Annotated in this window: 12 protein-coding genes and 8 pseudogenes; 11 read left to right on the top strand and 9 right to left on the bottom strand. The window is 72.3% G+C overall.

Translation table 11 applies throughout. The features are described from left to right. Positions 1-218: 218 nt before the first annotated feature. A pseudogene (locus AB0C76_RS26660) lies at positions 219-371 on the top strand (helix-turn-helix domain-containing protein); the annotation flags it as partial. A 647-nt stretch (positions 372-1018) separates the two neighbouring features. Here the strand turns inward: AB0C76_RS26660 and AB0C76_RS26655 are convergent. Together AB0C76_RS26655 and AB0C76_RS26650 are read right to left on the bottom strand one after the other, a co-directional pair. Then, positions 1019-1390, bottom strand: a pseudogene (locus AB0C76_RS26655) (hypothetical protein); the annotation flags it as partial. Between the two features lie 72 nt (positions 1391-1462). Further along, a pseudogene (locus AB0C76_RS26650) lies at positions 1463-2305 on the bottom strand (SDR family NAD(P)-dependent oxidoreductase); the annotation flags it as partial. 135 nt (positions 2306-2440) lie between these two features. Between AB0C76_RS26650 and AB0C76_RS26645 the strand changes: the two are divergent. Beyond that, positions 2441-3016, top strand: a complete 576-nt coding sequence (locus tag AB0C76_RS26645) for a TetR/AcrR family transcriptional regulator (RefSeq protein WP_359970333.1) — start codon at positions 2441-2443, stop codon at positions 3014-3016. Positions 3017-3464: 448 nt separating this feature from the next. Here AB0C76_RS26645 and AB0C76_RS26640 read toward each other — a convergent pair whose 3' ends face one another. The 4 genes and pseudogenes from AB0C76_RS26640 to AB0C76_RS26625 form a co-directional block, all read right to left on the bottom strand. After that, positions 3465-4616: a helix-turn-helix domain-containing protein gene (locus tag AB0C76_RS26640; RefSeq protein WP_359970330.1), complete on the bottom strand. Its 1152-nt coding sequence runs from the start codon at positions 4614-4616 to the stop codon at positions 3465-3467. Between the two features lie 45 nt (positions 4617-4661). Further along, positions 4662-5876, bottom strand: coding sequence for a hypothetical protein (locus AB0C76_RS26635; protein ID WP_359970327.1), 1215 nt, complete (start codon positions 5874-5876; stop codon positions 4662-4664). A 129-nt stretch (positions 5877-6005) separates the two neighbouring features. Further along, positions 6006-6956 (bottom strand): hypothetical protein, encoded by a 951-nt coding sequence (locus AB0C76_RS26630; protein ID WP_359970324.1) that lies wholly within the window; start codon positions 6954-6956, stop codon positions 6006-6008. Positions 6957-7365: 409 nt separating this feature from the next. Continuing rightward, positions 7366-7689: pseudogene (locus tag AB0C76_RS26625) on the bottom strand (redoxin domain-containing protein); the annotation flags it as partial. Here AB0C76_RS26625 and AB0C76_RS26620 point away from each other — a divergent pair. From AB0C76_RS26620 to AB0C76_RS26610, 3 genes and pseudogenes are all read left to right on the top strand, one after another. After that, positions 7675-8091, top strand: coding sequence for an NAD(P)H-binding protein (locus AB0C76_RS26620; RefSeq protein WP_359970321.1), 417 nt, complete (start codon positions 7675-7677; stop codon positions 8089-8091). The pseudogene AB0C76_RS26625 and the gene AB0C76_RS26620 overlap by 15 nt on opposite strands. Continuing rightward, a pseudogene (locus AB0C76_RS26615) lies at positions 8088-8279 on the top strand (pyridoxamine 5'-phosphate oxidase family protein); the annotation flags it as partial. The gene AB0C76_RS26620 and the pseudogene AB0C76_RS26615, both read left to right, overlap by 4 nt. 105 nt (positions 8280-8384) lie before the next feature. Beyond that, the gene (locus tag AB0C76_RS26610) at positions 8385-8582 is read left to right on the top strand and encodes an LPXTG cell wall anchor domain-containing protein (protein WP_359970318.1); all 198 of its coding nucleotides are present in this window, start codon (positions 8385-8387) and stop codon (positions 8580-8582) included. 503 nt (positions 8583-9085) lie between these two features. Here AB0C76_RS26610 and AB0C76_RS26605 read toward each other — a convergent pair. Then, positions 9086-9505, bottom strand: a complete 420-nt coding sequence (locus AB0C76_RS26605; RefSeq protein WP_359970315.1) for a MarR family transcriptional regulator — start codon at positions 9503-9505, stop codon at positions 9086-9088. A 98-nt stretch (positions 9506-9603) separates the two neighbouring features. On the opposite strand from AB0C76_RS26605, the gene AB0C76_RS26600 reads away from it, so the two are divergent. The 3 genes and pseudogenes from AB0C76_RS26600 to AB0C76_RS26590 all read left to right on the top strand — a co-directional run. Then, a complete protein-coding gene (locus tag AB0C76_RS26600) occupies positions 9604-10425 on the top strand; it encodes an SDR family NAD(P)-dependent oxidoreductase (protein WP_359970312.1) in 822 nt (273 codons plus the stop codon). A gap of 45 nt (positions 10426-10470) precedes the next feature. Beyond that, the gene (locus AB0C76_RS26595) at positions 10471-11397 is read left to right on the top strand and encodes a hypothetical protein (RefSeq protein WP_359970309.1); all 927 of its coding nucleotides are present in this window, start codon (positions 10471-10473) and stop codon (positions 11395-11397) included. Between the two features lie 15 nt (positions 11398-11412). Further along, positions 11413-11709 (top strand): annotated as a pseudogene (locus AB0C76_RS26590) (Tn3 family transposase); the annotation flags it as partial. A 47-nt stretch (positions 11710-11756) separates the two neighbouring features. On the opposite strand, the gene AB0C76_RS26585 reads toward AB0C76_RS26590, so the two are convergent. Next, positions 11757-12395, bottom strand: coding sequence for a TetR/AcrR family transcriptional regulator (locus AB0C76_RS26585; RefSeq protein WP_359970306.1), 639 nt, complete (start codon positions 12393-12395; stop codon positions 11757-11759). Between the two features lie 68 nt (positions 12396-12463). On the opposite strand from AB0C76_RS26585, the gene AB0C76_RS26580 reads away from it, so the two are divergent. From AB0C76_RS26580 to AB0C76_RS26570, 3 genes and pseudogenes are all read left to right on the top strand, one after another. Continuing rightward, on the top strand, positions 12464-14059 hold the full coding sequence (locus tag AB0C76_RS26580; RefSeq protein WP_359970303.1) for an FAD-binding oxidoreductase: 1596 nt from the start codon (positions 12464-12466) through the stop codon (positions 14057-14059). A gap of 589 nt (positions 14060-14648) precedes the next feature. Then, on the top strand, positions 14649-15077 hold the full coding sequence (locus AB0C76_RS26575; protein WP_359970301.1) for a hypothetical protein: 429 nt from the start codon (positions 14649-14651) through the stop codon (positions 15075-15077). Continuing rightward, positions 15046-15228: pseudogene (locus AB0C76_RS26570) on the top strand (hypothetical protein); the annotation flags it as partial. The gene AB0C76_RS26575 and the pseudogene AB0C76_RS26570, both read left to right, overlap by 32 nt. A 79-nt stretch (positions 15229-15307) precedes the next feature. On the opposite strand, the pseudogene AB0C76_RS26565 reads toward AB0C76_RS26570, so the two are convergent. Then, a pseudogene (locus AB0C76_RS26565) lies at positions 15308-15460 on the bottom strand (IS701 family transposase); the annotation flags it as partial. Positions 15461-15511 lie beyond the last annotated feature (51 nt).

Raw genomic sequence — 15511 nt, 5'->3', positions numbered from 1 at the left:
GCCCGAGAGATCTACCGAGTCCTGACCACGCCCAGCACACCGAGCACCACCACCGAGCAGCTCACCATCGCTGCTTGACATCCATAAGAGCATCCGCTTCCCGGACCACGGCGCGTCCTGAGCGAGCGCCCGGGCTGTCCGGGCGGTGCGGCGCTTGTACGGCCGGCACCCTACGGTTAGGCCATGCCCGTTACGGCGGCTGCGAGGGCGGCGGCTAATGGCGCACGCAGCTGCGCATCCATCACGCACTCGTGCTGCTGGCCGACGGCCACGACACCACCCAGACCGCCCACGCGTGCGGCTGGGCCAATCCCAGCGGCTTCATCTCAGCGTTCACCACCATCATCGGAACGACCCCGGGCCGCTACCGAACAGGCCGTCAGGCCGACGTCCACGCGTCTCGCTCGATGGTGGAGACGGCTCTGCGTCGGGGCAGGGGAAGATCGGCTGATCGGATGCCGGCTCGTGAGCCGATGGGTCCGGATCGCGGTTCGGGGCGGCCTCTCGGTACGCCCCGCCGATGCGGGGGTGATCCGGTCGGGTGCCCCCGTGGATTCCGGCCGAGGCCCGGATCAGTGGCCCGCCAGGTGCCGGGCGAAGAACCGGCAGACCGTTTGGTGGATCTCGGGGACCGATACGGTCGGGGCGAGGGGTGCCGATCAGCGCGTTCCGCGCCGACGCCGTCATCACTCCGGCAGCCTGGAGCGGTGGGAGCATCGCGGCGAAGTCGGTGAAGGTCCCGTGGTTGGCGCCGGCGATGCGCGCGCTGCGGATCCACCGGCCCGACTGCGCGGTGACGGCCGACCAGGAACGGGCCGTCTTCTCCCGCCGGCTGAACCCCTCGCTGCCGAGCAGGAGCAGCGGCCGGTCGATCCCGTGTGCCGCGACCGGGAACGGTTCGGCGGCGCCCGGAGGCGAGGCACCGGGGCCCAGAAGACCACGGGCCCGGATCGTGGAGTCGCTCCGCGGTCCGGGCCCGTTTGGGGGTTGGTGCGGGCTTCCGTGCGCACGGCCGGGCTCAGCCGGGCAGGACGGCCGAGGTGGTGATTCGCCAGCCGTCCGGCGTGCGGGCGAGGAAGTAGAACACGCGGGGGCGCTGGATTTCGGTGCCCGAGCGGTCGTAGCGGGCCCAGCTCACCTCGATGGTGACGGCCCGTTCGTTCAGGACTCGGACGGTCGGGTCCAGTGCCCGGCTGCCGCCGTAGTCGAGGTCGCGCAGGGCGGCCAGCTCGTGGGCGAGCCCGGTGGCCAGCTGCTCGGCCGAGGTGAGGACCGTGTGTGCGCCGGTGGTGGTCACGGTCAGGGGCACCGCGAAGTACTCCAGCAGCGGCGTCGGGTCACTCCCGCCGGCTGCGGCGAGTTCGATGAACGTGGTCGCATAGCGGTCGAACAACTGCTTTGCGTCCGTTTCGACACGCGACAGGTCTGCGGTGGACATCGGCGAACTCCTCCTCGTCGTTCGGCGGACCCAGGCGCGGGTGAGGGCCTGGACGGCGGAGCCGTCGAGGTCGGCGAGCGAGGTGGCGGCGAAGTCGCGGGCCCACTGCGAGGTCTGGACGCGGAAGGTCGGGCTGTCGGCGGTCAGGGCGTCGATGATCGGGGCGGCGGCCTCGGCCGGGGTCTGGGCGTTGCCGTAGGACTGCTGGGTGCGGGCGAGGTACGCCTGGAGGGCCGGGGCGTAGGGCCCGGCCGCGGCGACAAGGGCGGGGATGTCCAGGCCGATGTTGGCGACGAACTCGCTGGCGACCGCGCCGGGTTCGATGACGGTGACGTCGACGCCGACGGTGGCGGCGACGGGGGCGAGGGACTGCATGAAGCCCTCGACGGCGAACTTGGCCGCGCAGTAGGCCTCGTTGAATGGCTGGCCGACCGTGCCGCCGATGCTGGTGACGGTGATCACCCGGCCTTGGGCGGCGCGCAGGTGGGGCAGGGCGGCGCGGGTGGCGGCCACCACCCCGAAGAAGTTGACCTCCATGGCGGAGCGGACCTCGTCGACGCTCATGAGTTCGACGGTGCCGACCTGAGCGGCGCCGGCGTTGTTGACCAGCGCGTCGAGGTGGCCGTGCTCGCTGATCACCTCGTCCAGGCAGGTGGCGATGCTCTCGGGGTCGACCACGTCCAGGCACTTGACCTGGATGCGGTCGGCGACGTCCTTCTCGGCGGCGGCCTTCAGCAGCGCGTCGGCCTTGCCCGTGTCGCGCATGGTCGCGATGGTGGTCCAGCCGGCCTGTGCGGCGCCGATCGCGGCGGCCAGGCCGATGCCGGACGACGTGCCGGTGATCAGAACCGTCTTCGGGGAGGTCATGAGGGGCTTCCTTGCGTGTGGAGTGCAACGGAGCGGGCCAACGCCGCAAACGGGGAGTTCCCCGGTTATTTGTCAACGTAACCGGGGAACTCCCCGGATGTCCAGATAGACTGGTCCCGACGAAGGGGAACAGCCTTGACCACCCAGCCGAGCGTGTTGCGCGCCGATGCCCGCCGCAACCGGGAACGCATCCTCGTAGCGGCCGTGCACGCCTTCTCCGAGAAGGGCGCGGACGTCCCGATCGACACGATCGCCAAGGCCGCGGGCGTCGGCTCGGCCACGCTCTACCGCCACTTCCCCACCCGTGAGGCACTGGTCGAGGCCGCCTACCGCAATGAGCTCGCCCGCGTCTGCGAAAGCGCCGCGAAGCTGCTGGCCGACAACCCGCCGGACCGGGCGATGCGCCTGTGGATGGACGACTTCATCGGCTACCTGGCCGCCAAGCACGGCATGGCAGAAGCCCTGCGGGCCGCGGTCGCCTCCGGCGCGGACCCCTTCGCCGAATCCCTCGACAAGCTCACCACCGCGGTCGCCACCCTGCTGCACGCCGGTACCGACGCCGGTCTCCTGCGTCCGGACATCGACCCCCTCGACGTCGGCCTCAGCCTCGCCGGCATCGCGCTGATCACCAGCGCTCCCGCCCAACGCGAACGGGCCGGCCGCCTCCTCGACCTCCTCCTCGACGGGCTCCGCCGAGGAGCAGACCGGTAACCCGGCCCGTGGGCACGCCACCGGGTGTCGTTCCGGTGGAGCGCTGAAGCCCTGCGGCCATCCGGCCGGGGTGCCTGCAGATCGCTCCCGTCCTTCCCCGTGCGGCTGACGTTTCACGCGTCCAGGACCGGCTGCCGTCCGTTCCCGTCGGCCAGGGCCGGCTGGAGCAGGTGCTGGCCGCGCTGGTCAAGGCCGCGTGGGTGCGCACCCCGCCCGGAGCCCGCGTGCTCGTGCAGGTGGCCATGGCGCCGGGTCGCCCGCCGCTGACCCGGGTGGCCTGCAGGTCCGGATAGCCGATCGGGGGCCGAACGTGGCTGCGGCGGCGAGGCCGTGGATGCTCGCGAACCCGCACGGCATCGATGGCGGTGTGGGCCGGATCACCGTCGAGGACAACCCCGGCGGCGGACTCGTGCACGTGCTCACGCTTCCCGTGGGGCTCCCTGACGGGCTACGCGCAGCCGCGCAGCCAGCTCTCCAGGGCCCAGCGCCAGCGGACCGCGTCGGTGAGCTGGTCGTCGGCGGTGCTCGGGGTACCGAAGGCGGTGCGGCCGGACAGACGGCGCAGGCGGTGCTTGACCGTGTTCGGGTGGACGTGCAGGGCTTGGGCGGTGGCGGCGATCCGGCGGCCGTGATCGAGGTAGGTCAGGGCCGTGGCGGCGAGCACCCGGTGCGCCGGATCGGCCGGGGCGAGGCCGCTCAGCAGGTCGGCGGCCAGTAGGGTGCCGAGCTCGGGTGCGCCGTCGGTGGCGACCGCTACGGCCAGGTCGGTCAGGCGCCGGACGCCGCCCAGTCCTCGGGCCCGGGCGGCGGCGAGCGCGGCGCGGCACAGCCGGTAGACACCGGGAAGCCGGGCGGCCGGCACCGCCGGTGCGGTGACCGCGAGTTCGAATGGCGTGGCGGGTGGGACGGGCGGCCGGGCCGTCACCAGGCACAGGTGGCCCTCGACCAGTCCCGCGACACCGTCCGCCGGCGGGGGGAGCAGCTCGGCCCGGCGCGGATCGCCGATGTCCGCCACCGTGCAGTGGTACCGCCCGTCCGGCTCCAGCCCGGCGGCAGGCAGCCGGTCCACCGCACCGCCCAGCAGCAGCTCGCGCAGCGCCAGCACCCGGGCGGCCCGGGTGCCGGCGGCGAGGTTCGCCTGGCTCTCGTGGTAGGCGGAGATCACCCGGTGCTGTAACTCGCCGGTATAGGCGTCGAGTTCGAGTAGCAGGTCGAGGAACTCCGGGAGTGGCGGGGCAGGGTCGGTCAGGCTTGCGGCGATGCTCCGGAAGGCCTCGGTACGGGCGGCGCGGAAGCCGTCCAGGAGCGCGTCCAGCGGGACGCCCTGGGCCGCGCGGTCCGCCGCGAGCCGGGCCGCCCGCCGGGACTGCTCCTCGGTGAGTCCGCCGGGCACGCCATCGGCGTCGCCGGCATCGCCGAACGCGGCCGCGACCGCCGCCGTCAGCGTCGCGATGTGGCGCCGGACCTCCTGCTCCGGCAGCGCCGCGACCGGCGGCGAGCCGGCCCGCGCCGCGTCCACCATCCGCTGCAGGACGGCAGGATCGGCCCGCGTCCGCTCCAGCAGGCGGCGGAGCAGCGCCCGGCTCCCGGTCTCCGTCATCGCCGTTTTCCCGCCGCCTTCCTCCGAGCGCGTCCCTGCCGCGTGCTATCCCTGTGGTGAAAGGGAGTTCAGCACGGATCCGGCCGCCTTCGCCACCCGTTCGCGCTGCGGGAACAGGCCGACGGGCACCCGGGCGACCTCGGTGGCGCTCGCGTAGTCGACCACCGAGACCTGGCCGGCCTGGCTGAGCGAGACGAAGCAGTACCGGTTGCCCGGCCCGCCACTGGTGGCCCAGTACGGCAGGCTGCCCGCCGGGTAGTCGACCCGGCCGGTCGTCCCGAGGTCGGAGGTCGCGACGATCGCGGTGTAGTCGTCGATCGTGCCGACGTCGCAGAGCCGGCTCTGGTCGCCGGAGAGTGCGAGGCCGTGGTGGGCGGAGTTCTTCGGGTAGTTGTCGGGAGTGAGCGCCCGCCCGGCCGGGCTGTACGGCATCGTGACGGTCGCCGCCGTCCGCGAGCTGTCCAGGTCGTAGCGGACGAAGCCGTTGAGGTACGACTCCTGGGCGTAGAACGTGGTGCCGTCGGCGGCCAGCACGTTGGGCCGGATGCCGTGCGGGAAGGCCCAGGTCTTGACCACCTTCAGGGTGGCGGCGTCCACCTTGGTCAACTGGAAGGAGCCCTTGAGGAATTCGAGGGCCTGCGGCATGGAGACCACGCCGATACTGGAGTTGTAGATGTACTTGCCGTCCGGGGTGAAGTCGTTCTGGTGCGGGTAGCTGCCGGTCGGGAAGGTGCCGACGACCGTACCGGTCGCGGTGTCGAGCACCTCGGCCTCGCCGGCCGTGGTCGCCGAGACCACCCAGCGGGTGCCGTCCGGCGACAGCGCGGCGTGATCGGCGTGGAAGCCGTCCAGCCGGGTGCGCCACAGCTGCCGGTGGCTCGCCACGTCGAAGGCCACGGTGTCGTCCAGGTTGCCGCGCGAGACGTACAGCGTGCGGCCGTCGGGTGAGAGCGCGACGTCGTCGATGAACCGGTCGCCGCCCTCGACCTGCTTGACGATCGCGTAGCCGATGGCCTGGATCGGGTCCATGTCGGCGAGGCGCTGGTGCAGGTCGGGGATGGCGTCGAAGGTGCCGAGGTCGGCGAAGGTGGTGGCGTCCAGGAACGACACGGTGCCGGACTGGCTGTTGCCGACCAGGACGACGTCCCGCAGGCCGTCCGGCCCCTGGCCACCAGCGGCGTGTGCCGCTGCCGGGCAGGCCAGCTCCAGCGACACCATCGCGGCGCCCGCCGCGCGGGCTCTCAACCGCCTTGCAGTCATGGCTCGTTCCCCTTCGTCGCCGTCCGGAGTGCGACAAGTGTGATCCGACCCGGACGGTCGGGCGATGGCCGCGACCGCCAACGTTGCGCCGCCGCACTGGCTCCCGGAGACAACCGGCCCGCCGAAACGTCAGGCGGCGGGGCCCGCGGGCGGTGCGCCGGTGACCGCCGCGCGGTACAGGGCGAGGGTGGCGGTGTCGAAGTAGGCGCTGTAGGACACCTGGGGAGTATTGCCACCGGTGTGGTAGCCGCCGATGACCCCGATCACCGCCCAGCCGCCCGGCCACGGCACCAGCATGGGCCCGCCACTGGTCCCGCCCGTGAAGCCGTCGCACGCGATGCGCGGAAAGGTCCCCGGGTCCGCCGGGTCGTCACTGGCCCACTCGGTGGTCCAGCTCCAGCACCCCAGCGGCTTCTCCGCGCCGGCCGGATACCCGATCATCCGCACCGGCGCGTGGAAGTACCCGGTGTCGGTGAGCAGTTGGACCCCATCCGTGACCTCCTCCAGGCGCTCGCCGTCCTGGTTCGGCGCAGTGACCGCGAAGCCGAAGTCGTAGGTGGCACCCGCGTGCACCCCCAGGTCGTAGTACTCCCGTGCGACGTACACGCCGTCGTCCACGACCGGGAAGATGCCGAACGGCTTCAGCCCGTCGTGGTACTGCGGCACGAACCCCAGCCGCCGCGTGGGGGAGGCGCCGGCGTACCCCTTGAGGCAGTGCCCGGCCCCGAGCACCAGATCGTGGCCCGGGCTGCGCACCACCGAGCCGCTGCACGTGCGGCCGGTGCCGTTGGCGTCGGTCCAGAAGAACGCCCCGGCCTGCGGGATCCCGTCGAAGCTCCGGCTCGGCGGAATGTACTCCCCGGGCTGCGGCCCGTCCGCCGAGAGCTGCGCCTCCCGCGCGGTGTCGCCGGGCAGCGCAGCAGCCATCCGGGCGGCGGTCCAGTACGCCCCGAGCTCGGCGGCCATCGGATTTCCGGTGGGCAGAGCTCCGGCGAACGCGGCCGGAGCGGGGAGCCCGCCACCCAGCACCAGGGCGGCCGCGAGCGCGGCGGCACGCCGGATGACCCATGTCTGGCGCATCGTCAAGCTCCGTCCAGCAGCGCTAATTGGCATGGCCATTGTCGAGGATGAGGAGGGAATCACGCAGGGGAATCACCAAGGGAACGCCATATGGACGAACACGCCGACCAGCAGGTCGTCGCCTCCTGGAGCAACTTCGCCCCCGGCCCCAGCTGCACCCCCTCAACACGGTGGTCCAGTTCGCCGCCCAACTCGCGCCACCCAGGACCTGTCCGGGCGCACCGGCAGCCACTGGCGGTCTCCTGTCGGCGTTGCCGCCCCGACGGCCGCTCCGGCTCGAGCGCGCGCCGCACACGAGCGGGACGCGGATCACGGGCTGAGCGGCATCCCACGATCCCGCTGGAGGGGGCCTCACCAGAACCACCGCTTGAGCACGACCAAATACACGCCCCCTCCGCGGCCCCACCCCTCAGTCGAGCGCGTCCAGGGCGGCCAGGATGTCAGCGGGCTCGGCACGCAGTGTGTAGTCGGTCTGGACGAAGGCCCAGCGGATGGTGCCGGTGCGGTCGACGACAAAGGTCGCGGGCAGCGGCAGCGTGCGGGAGTGGCCGGCGTTCACGCGCTGCAGGTCGAAGCCCAACTGGTCGTAGACGGTGCCCAGTTCGTCGGAGAGGTCGAAGGCGATGCCGAAGCGCGCCGCGACCTCGGAGTCGATGTCGCTGAGCACGTCGAAGGCCAGCCGCTCCTTCTCGGCCAGGGTCAGGGACTCGTCGGGGCCATGGCCCGCCACAGCATCGCGCGGCTGCTCGCCGTCAGCTCCAGCATCGCCGACCCGAACCGGCGCCCCACCGGCGCGCACTTCTTCAACCACGTGCTCGACCCGTTGGTGAACCGGCGCCTCGGCCGCACCCTCCACGAGGACATGCGTCGCATGGAGGCCGTGATCCGCAGGACGGACCTCGACTGGACCCTCGTCCGCCCCTCGGGCCTCTTCGAGCATCCCGTCGTCACGGACTTCCACACCGCTGAGACCAGCGCCGACGGCGTCTTCACCTCCCGTGCCGACCTCGCCGCGAGCATGCTGTGCGAGTTGGCGGACATGCGGTACGTCCGTACGCCCATGGGCGTCATCACCACAGCCGTGAAGCCGAACATCGCCAAGCTGATCTGGCACGAGGGCGTGAAGAAGAAGTGAGCCGGGCAGGCGTCGAACTCCCGGCTGCTGCACGGTCGTTCCTGATTCGCCCGCACACGGCCACCTTCACCACCCTCCGCCCAGACGGCGCGCCGCACGTCACCCCGGTCCGCTTCACCTTCGATGCGGCCACCGGTCCCGTCCGGGTGACCACCCGGGCGGGAGCTCGCAAGGTGATGGTCAGTGCGCCGGTGGTGGTGTTCTGCATGACGCACCATTCCTGCCAGGGGTTGCCGGGTGAGTAGTTGAGCAGGTAAACGCTGCTTCCGGCCGAGTTGCCGGCGGAGAGCACGGTGTGGACGTGGGTGGGGGTGAAGCAGCTGTCGCGCTCGCCTTCGGCCAAGCCGACCACGGACAAGCCCGCGCCGGGCCTGGCCCAAACCGGCAGCAACGACGGTCAGGTGGTCGCCACTGCCGCGGGCGGCGCGGCTCTGCTCGCGCTCGGCGCGGGCGCACTGGCCGTCAGCCGACGTCGTACCAGGCGACACTGACGCACCGGATCCGGGCGCCCGCGGCCCACTCGGCCACCGGCCGTGAGGCCGGCATGACCGCCGGCCGGGGCCGGGTGCGATACGCCGTCGGGAGAGTGGGCGAGCCGTGTCGGGGATCAGCGGCCCGCACCATCGTCCGTGCCCTGCGCCCCGCCCTGGCCGCCGGTCTCGCAGGGCGTGCCCCGGAAACCGCGTTGAAGCGCACTGAGCGGGCACGTCGTGCTCGGCAATGGCTGCGGCTGGCGCTGCCGCACCGGCGACGTATCGCCCTCACGTTGCACCCCGTCGGGTGACTGAGTCGCGGAAACGCTCCGTTCGTCCCATCAGACGCGCAAACGCATTGCGTCGGATGCGACGAACGGAGAGTGGTGGCACCGCCCGGGAGCGCAGCGAAAGCCAGAGATCGGGCCCGACGCGGCACTGCCCGCTCACCGCATGGCGCGCGTCGATCTGGCTGGACGCAACGGGCAAGGGCCGGACCGGCCCGTCGGCCGGTGCCGCCGTCAGGTCTCAAGGACCAGTTGCAGCAGTTCTCGCAGAGACTCGCGCTGCTCAGTGGTGAGCCGGGCCAGTGGGGCACCGGCGAAAGGCATGCGGGTGCGGAGGTCGGCGGCGACGGTACGGCCGGCCGCGGTCGCGGCGACGAGCTTGACGCGGCGGTCGCCCGGGTCGGGGTGGCGCTCGACCAGGCCGCGGGACTCCAGGCGGTCGATGATGGCGGTGACGTTGGAGGGTTCCGCGCGCAGGTGGTCGGCGATGCGACGCATCGGGACCGGATCCTCGGCGGCGAGCAGGGCCTTGACCTGGAGCGGGGTGAGCTCGTGGGCGTTGGCGGCGGACTCGGACTCCTGTGCGTAGCGGCGATTGATGGCCGCGAAGAGTCCGATGACCTCCCTGGCCAGCTCATCCGGTGACTTGGGCATGGGATCCAGTCTACCGGCATGCTTGACAAAGTGAAATATCGCATCCCATAGTTATGAGCAATGGTAGTTATGATTCATAAGTAAAGGATGGCTGAACGATGAACACCAAGACGGTCCTGATCACCGGCACCTCCTCCGGCATCGGCCTGGCCACCGCCGTCGCCGCCGCGCGGAGCGGCTGGCACGTCGTCGCCACCATGCGCGACACCGCCAAGGCGGGCGTGCTGCTCGCGGCGGCGCAGGAGGCCGGGGTGAGCGTGGAGGTCCGCACGCTGGATGTGACCGACCCGGCCTCCGTCTCGGCGTGCCTGGCCGGCCTCGACCGGCTGGACGCGCTGGTCAACAACGCCGGCGCCGGCCACGTCGGCACGCTGGAGCAGGAGAGCGTCGAGGACGTGCGCGCCGTCATGGAGGTCAACTTCTTCGGCGTCCTGCACGTCACCAAGGCCGCCCTGCCCCTGCTGCGGGCGAGCAAGGGCCGCGTGGTGACCGTGTCGAGTGTCGGCGGCGTGGTCGGCCAGCCGTTCAACGAGGCGTACTGCGCCGCCAAGTTCGCGGTCGAGGGCTTCATGGAGTCGCTCGCCCCGGTCGCGGCGACGGTCGGCGTGGCCGTCAGCGTGGTCGAGCCGGGCGCGGTGGCGAGCGAGTTCGTCGGCAACGTGGGCGGGCGCGGCACCCTGCTGGAGCAGGCCGGACCGTACGCCCCCGCCCTGCACGCCTACATCGAGCGCACCCGCAAGGCCTTCGACAACGCGCAGACTCCCGAGCAGGCCGCCGCCGCGATCATCGAGGCCCTCACCGTGGACCGGCCGGTCTTCCGCGTGCAGACCTCCGACGCGGCCCGTCAGTTCAGCGCCACCAAGATCGCCGACCTCGACGGCTCCGCCGTCCTCGCCCTCACCGGCTCCTGGATCCGCTGACCACCAGCCGCCCCGTCCGCCCCGCCCCGGAAACGAGAACCGACCTTGTCAGAGAACACTGCCGCCGACCTCGACCGCCTGCGCGCCGCTCTGCTCGCCGGCGCCTACGAGCATCGGGTCCGCACCGTGATGCACCGCTGGTACAGCGGCTACGAGGCCCCGCACATGGACCTCGAACACCAGGGCGAACTCGTCACCGAAGACTTCACCATGCACCGCCCGCCCGAGAGCGGCATGCCCAGTGTCCAGGGCCGCCAGGCCTACCTGGACAGCGTCAGCGGCGCCGACCCCAATCAGAGGAACGCCCACCACCTGCGCAGCCTCGCCATCGAGCACACCGGCACACGGACCGCGAAGGCGGTGGTCACCCACGACTTCGAGACGGTCGGCCCGGCCATGAACGGCGCCGCACTCCTGCGCTACGACCTCGAACTCCTTCAGGACCCCACCGAGCGCCTGCCCCGGATCAGGGCCCTGGGCCAGCGGGTCCTCAGCCACCAGGAGGTGCCGTTCACCGAGGCGTACACCGAGAACCGGGTGCTCGCCTTCGTGCACTACTGGCTCTCGCTCCTGGAGCTGCCCGCCCCCGACGCCGAGCCTCTGCGCGAACTCCTGCACACCGACCTCACCATGACCCTCTCCGACGGTCGCGTCCTGCACACCTTCGACCAGGTCGCCGCCTGGTACACGGAAAACGCCGGCCTGGTCGCCATCAGCACCCACCACCTCGCCGACCTCACCATCACCCCCGCAGCGGACAACACCCTCGACCTCTCGGTCGACTTCGCATGGGAAGGCATCACCCGCGCGGGCCAGCCCGTGGTCGCACGCACCCGCCATCACTGGAACCTCGCCGAAACCGGCGAACGCTACCTGCGTCTGCGGCGCTTCGCCGTCACAGTCCTCGACCCCTTCACCCATGCCACGGCACAGGAGGCACGCGCCCACCATGACGCCAACAAGACCGACTGACCGGTGTCCACCGGCCGGACGGGGCAGGAGGACCAGCTCGGCGTGCTCGGCCTGCTGCTGAAGGCCACGGTGCTGTGGACCACCTGTTACCCGGACGCCGCCGTGGCCACCCTGTGGGCCCTGCCCGCCGAGCAGCGCGAGCACGACGTCCTGGACGAGGAAGTGGCCCGGCTCTCCCCGCTCCAGCGCGCCAACCTGAATGTCTTGGGCCGCTACGGCTTCCGCGGCTCCACCCCGGCCGACGGGGTGCTTCGGCCCCTGTGCGACCCGGTCGGGGCCGGCGAGGAGGGGGACGAGACCGCCGAGAGCTGACCGGGGCTCCGCGTAGTTGGCTCACGACCAGGAGGTGCCGGTCCAGATCACGTGTGGCCGTTGTCGGCGGCGAGGATGGCGTGGCTGGCCGCGGCGAGCCGAGCACAGCGCCGGGTCATGGCTTCGGGTGTCTGGTCGGGGTGGTTGATCCACCAGCGGATGAGGGCGGTGCACAGACCGCGCCATGCGTACTTGAGGGCGTCGGCGTCGAGGGGGTCGCCGGATCCGGCTGTACGGAGGAGTTCGGCGGCGCCGGTGGCAGCGAGGTCGTCGATGGCGTCGCGGTAGTGCGCGGCGCGGTGGGCGGCGTCGCTGCCGGGCGGCAGCGAGGGGTCGTAGAGGACGAACCAGGCCTCGCGCCGGCCGTCGAGGGCGTCGAAGAGGGCGTGCAGCACGCGCAGGGGCGTGGGCGGTGCGCCCGTGCCGTGTCCGGCCATGGCGTTGCGGATGGCGTCCAGCAGCCGGTCGCCGACCGGGTCGAGACAGGCGAGGTAGAGGTCCTGCTTGCTGCCGAAGTACTGGTGCAGCAGCGGTTTGGTGACGCCGACGCGGGTGGCGATGGCGGCCATGGTGGTGGCCTCGAAGCCGCGACGGCCGAACTCCTCGGTGGCCGCAGCCAGGACCTGCCGTTCGCGGTCGGCCCTCGGCACGCCCTTGGTGCCGGCCCGGGAGGAGAGCATTGTCATGGAACCGGATCTTACCCTAGGGTAATTTACCGCTGGGTAAGTTCATTCGATCCCACCCGGGAGCACCCGTGCCTGCCACCACGTCCGTCCCCCGTATCCGCTCCTGGTGGGGCTGGGGCTACGTCGACGCCCACCCCGACGATGCCGAATGCGCCGCGCTGGGCGCCCTGTTGCCGGGCACCCTGGCCCGCCCGCTGCCGGTGCCCCGCGTCGCCGACCTGCCGATCGGCCGCCCCGCCGCCACTCCCCCGCCCGCCCTGGCGCACCTGGTCACCACCGACCCGCAGGCCCGGGCTGCTCACGCCATGGGCAAGGCCTACCGCGACGTGATCCGCGCCCTGCGAGGCCGGCCCGGCCGGATCCCCGACCTCGTCGCCCACCCGACCGGGGACCAGGACGTGGCCGACCTGCTGGACTGGGCCGGCGAGCACGACGTGGCCGTCATCCCCTTCGGCGGCGGCTCCTCGGTGGTCGGCGGCGTGGAGTACCGCGGCGACGCCCACCGCGCCGTGCTCTCGCTCGACCTGACCTCGATGAACCGAGTGCTGGAGATCGACACCACCGGCCGCTCGGCCCTGATCCAGGCCGGGGCCCTCGGCCCGGTGCTGGAGGCCCAGTTGCGGCCCCACGGTCTGACGCTGCGCCACTTCCCGCAGAGCTTCGAGTTCTCCACCCTCGGTGGTTGGCTCGCCACCCGCGCCGGCGGCCACTACGCCACCGGCCGCACCCACATCGACGACTTCGTCCAGTCCCTGCGCGTGATCACCCCCGCCGGGGCGGGCACGTCCTGGCGGCTGCCCGCCTCCGGCGCCGGGCCCTCGCCCGACCGGCTCCTCCTCGGCTCCGAGGGCGCACTCGGCGTCATCACCGAGGCCTGGCTGCGCCTGCAGGAGCGCCCCGGCCACCGCGCCTCCGTGTCGGTGGCCTTCGCCGACTTCCGGCGCGCACTGGACGCTGTGCGCGCCATCGCCCAGTCCGACCTCGCCCCGGCCAACTGCCGCCTACTCGACCCCGGCGAGGCGCTGCTGGCCGGCGCCTCGCCCGACGGCTCCAGCGTCCTGGTGCTCGGCTTCGAGTCGGCCACCGCCCCGGTCGGTGACCGCCTCGCCACAGCCCTGGACCTCGCCCGCGCGTACGGCGGCCACGCCGAATCGCCTGCGGCGGACCGCGACGCCCCCGCCGACCCGGCCGTCAGCGCCTGGCGCTCGGCGTTCCTGCGGATGCCCTACCTGCGCGACGGACTGGCCCGGATGGGCGCCGTCGTCGAGACCTTCGAGACCGCCGCCACCTGGGCCATGATCCCCGCACTGATCGACGCCGTCCGTACCGAAGTCGCCGCCGCCGTCCTGAAGGCCACCGGCCACCCCGCCACCGTCAACTGCCGTCTCACCCACGTCTACCCCGACGGCGCCGCCCCCTACTTCACCGTCGCCGTGGCCGGGCGCCCCGGCGACGAGGTCGCGATCTGGGACGACATCAAAGCCGCCGCCAACGACGTGCTGCACCGCCACCACGCCACCATCACCCACCACCACGCCGTCGGCCGCGACCACCGTCCCGCCTACGACCGCCAACGCCCCGAGCCCTTCGCCCTGGCCCTGCGCGCCGCCAAGCACGCCCTCGACCCTCACCACATCCTCAACCCCGGCGTCCTGATCGACTGACAAGACAGCCAACCGGGCGAGGGCGGTGCTCAGCAGCGCGGAGCCGCGCCTTCGCCCTCGGGGTGGGCCTTCGCCCTCGGGGTGGGCCTTCTCCTGGTCGCCGGGCCGAGGAAGACCGCCGGCGCCGCGCCTTCCTCCCGAGCCTGGCCTGCACCGACTGCGGCGGCGTGCTCAAAGAGGAGTCCGGCCACGTCTGCGAGATCGGCCGCTCGTGGACCCGCCGCCCCGGCAGACGCTGCTACCCCTGCCACAAGAGCCACGAAGAGCGGCAGAAGAAGGAAGCCAAGAAGGCGGCGGAGAAGCCACCGGCACCGGAGGCCGCGCCGGTCACCGAGCCCGCTGCCGCGGTCGCTCCGGCGCTGACCCGCCCCGCCGTCGTGGTCGAACAGCCGGTTCCGGCCGGGGCCCACACCGCCCCCGAGACGTCGGCTCACGCGGAGTTTCGGCTCGGTTGCTTCGTCCGTGGACTTCTCGACTTCGGTCGCTCCGGTCGCTGCCGCGCCGCGTCCGGTGGCCGAGGCCGGGCCGTGTGAGCTGCCCACCGTTCCCGAGGGCCAGGCGGGCGCCCCGTTCGAGGCGGTGGGTACCCATGGCCTCCAAGCGCCCGAACTTCGTCCAGCAGGCCCGCTCCACATTCCTCGACGCGGCGGCCGGTGTTCTGGTCGTGCGCGACCAGGTGGTCCGGGCCGACCTCGGTTCCCGCACTCCGGGCGAGATCCTGGATGCCGTCCCGGCGACGGCGCCGGGCACCGAGCGGGTCTACCTCACCGTCGGCGCCCCGTGGCACGACGGCGCCGAGCGATACAGCACGCTCAAGGACGCGGTCGCGGCGTGGCTGAACACGCCGTCGGAGCGGTGGGCCACCGCCACCGGCTCCGGCCGGACAGGCTGGCCGGACTTTTCGTGTACCAGCGCCAGCCGGCGGGCCGCTACGCTCCGGCCGCCGTGCCCGACGGCGGCACCATCGAGATCCGTTCCGTGGGGGAGTGGTTCGACCTGGTCGTCGCGGACGTTGTGACCTGCCGGGAGGCGTTGCGCCGGCACCCGTGCGGCCGAGGTGGTTCTGGCGGAGATCGGCGCGGACATCACCAGGTTCCCCTCGGCCGCTGACCTGGGCCTCCTGGGCCGGGGTCTGTCCGGGCAGCCACGAGTCCGCCGGCAAGCGCAGCACTGGCAGGACCCGCCGCGGCGACCCCTGGCTCAAGGGGGTCCTCGGAGTCTCGGACAGACCGCCACCTCAGCGGCCCGCTTGCGCTCCAACGGCGCCAGCAGGCCCGGCATGTAAGCCAACGCCGACTCCCGCGACTCGCTCCGCGCGAACCGGTGCCCAAACCGCTCATGCAACCCAGCCAGCCCGTCCGACCAGCGACGAGCATCGACCTCGGATATGTCCCCAGCCATGAGCAGCCCAACGAGCGAATCCGACAACTGTCACGGTAAGCACCGTTGCAG

This window comes from Kitasatospora sp. NPDC048722 (assembly GCF_040650235.1).
Classification (GTDB): domain Bacteria; phylum Actinomycetota; class Actinomycetes; order Streptomycetales; family Streptomycetaceae; genus Kitasatospora.
Note: the sequence above shows the minus strand (reverse complement) of the source record. Positions and strands in the feature narration are given on the sequence as shown.

What these genes read in the sequence shown, in the direction of transcription:
- AB0C76_RS26640 (WP_359970330.1), bottom strand. Translation starts at nt 4,616, where the DNA reads ATGACGGAGACCGGGAGCCGGGCGCTGCTCCGCCGCCTGCTGGAGCGG.
- AB0C76_RS26635 (WP_359970327.1), bottom strand. Translation starts at nt 5,876, where the DNA reads ATGACTGCAAGGCGGTTGAGAGCCCGCGCGGCGGGCGCCGCGATGGTG.
- AB0C76_RS26630 (WP_359970324.1), bottom strand. Translation starts at nt 6,956, where the DNA reads ATGCGCCAGACATGGGTCATCCGGCGTGCCGCCGCGCTCGCGGCCGCC.
- AB0C76_RS26620 (WP_359970321.1), top strand. Translation starts at nt 7,675, where the DNA reads ATGGCCCGCCACAGCATCGCGCGGCTGCTCGCCGTCAGCTCCAGCATC.
- AB0C76_RS26605 (WP_359970315.1), bottom strand. Translation starts at nt 9,505, where the DNA reads ATGCCCAAGTCACCGGATGAGCTGGCCAGGGAGGTCATCGGACTCTTC.
- AB0C76_RS26600 (WP_359970312.1), top strand. Translation starts at nt 9,604, where the DNA reads ATGAACACCAAGACGGTCCTGATCACCGGCACCTCCTCCGGCATCGGC.
- AB0C76_RS26585 (WP_359970306.1), bottom strand. Translation starts at nt 12,395, where the DNA reads ATGACAATGCTCTCCTCCCGGGCCGGCACCAAGGGCGTGCCGAGGGCC.
- AB0C76_RS26575 (WP_359970301.1), top strand. Translation starts at nt 14,649, where the DNA reads ATGGCCTCCAAGCGCCCGAACTTCGTCCAGCAGGCCCGCTCCACATTC.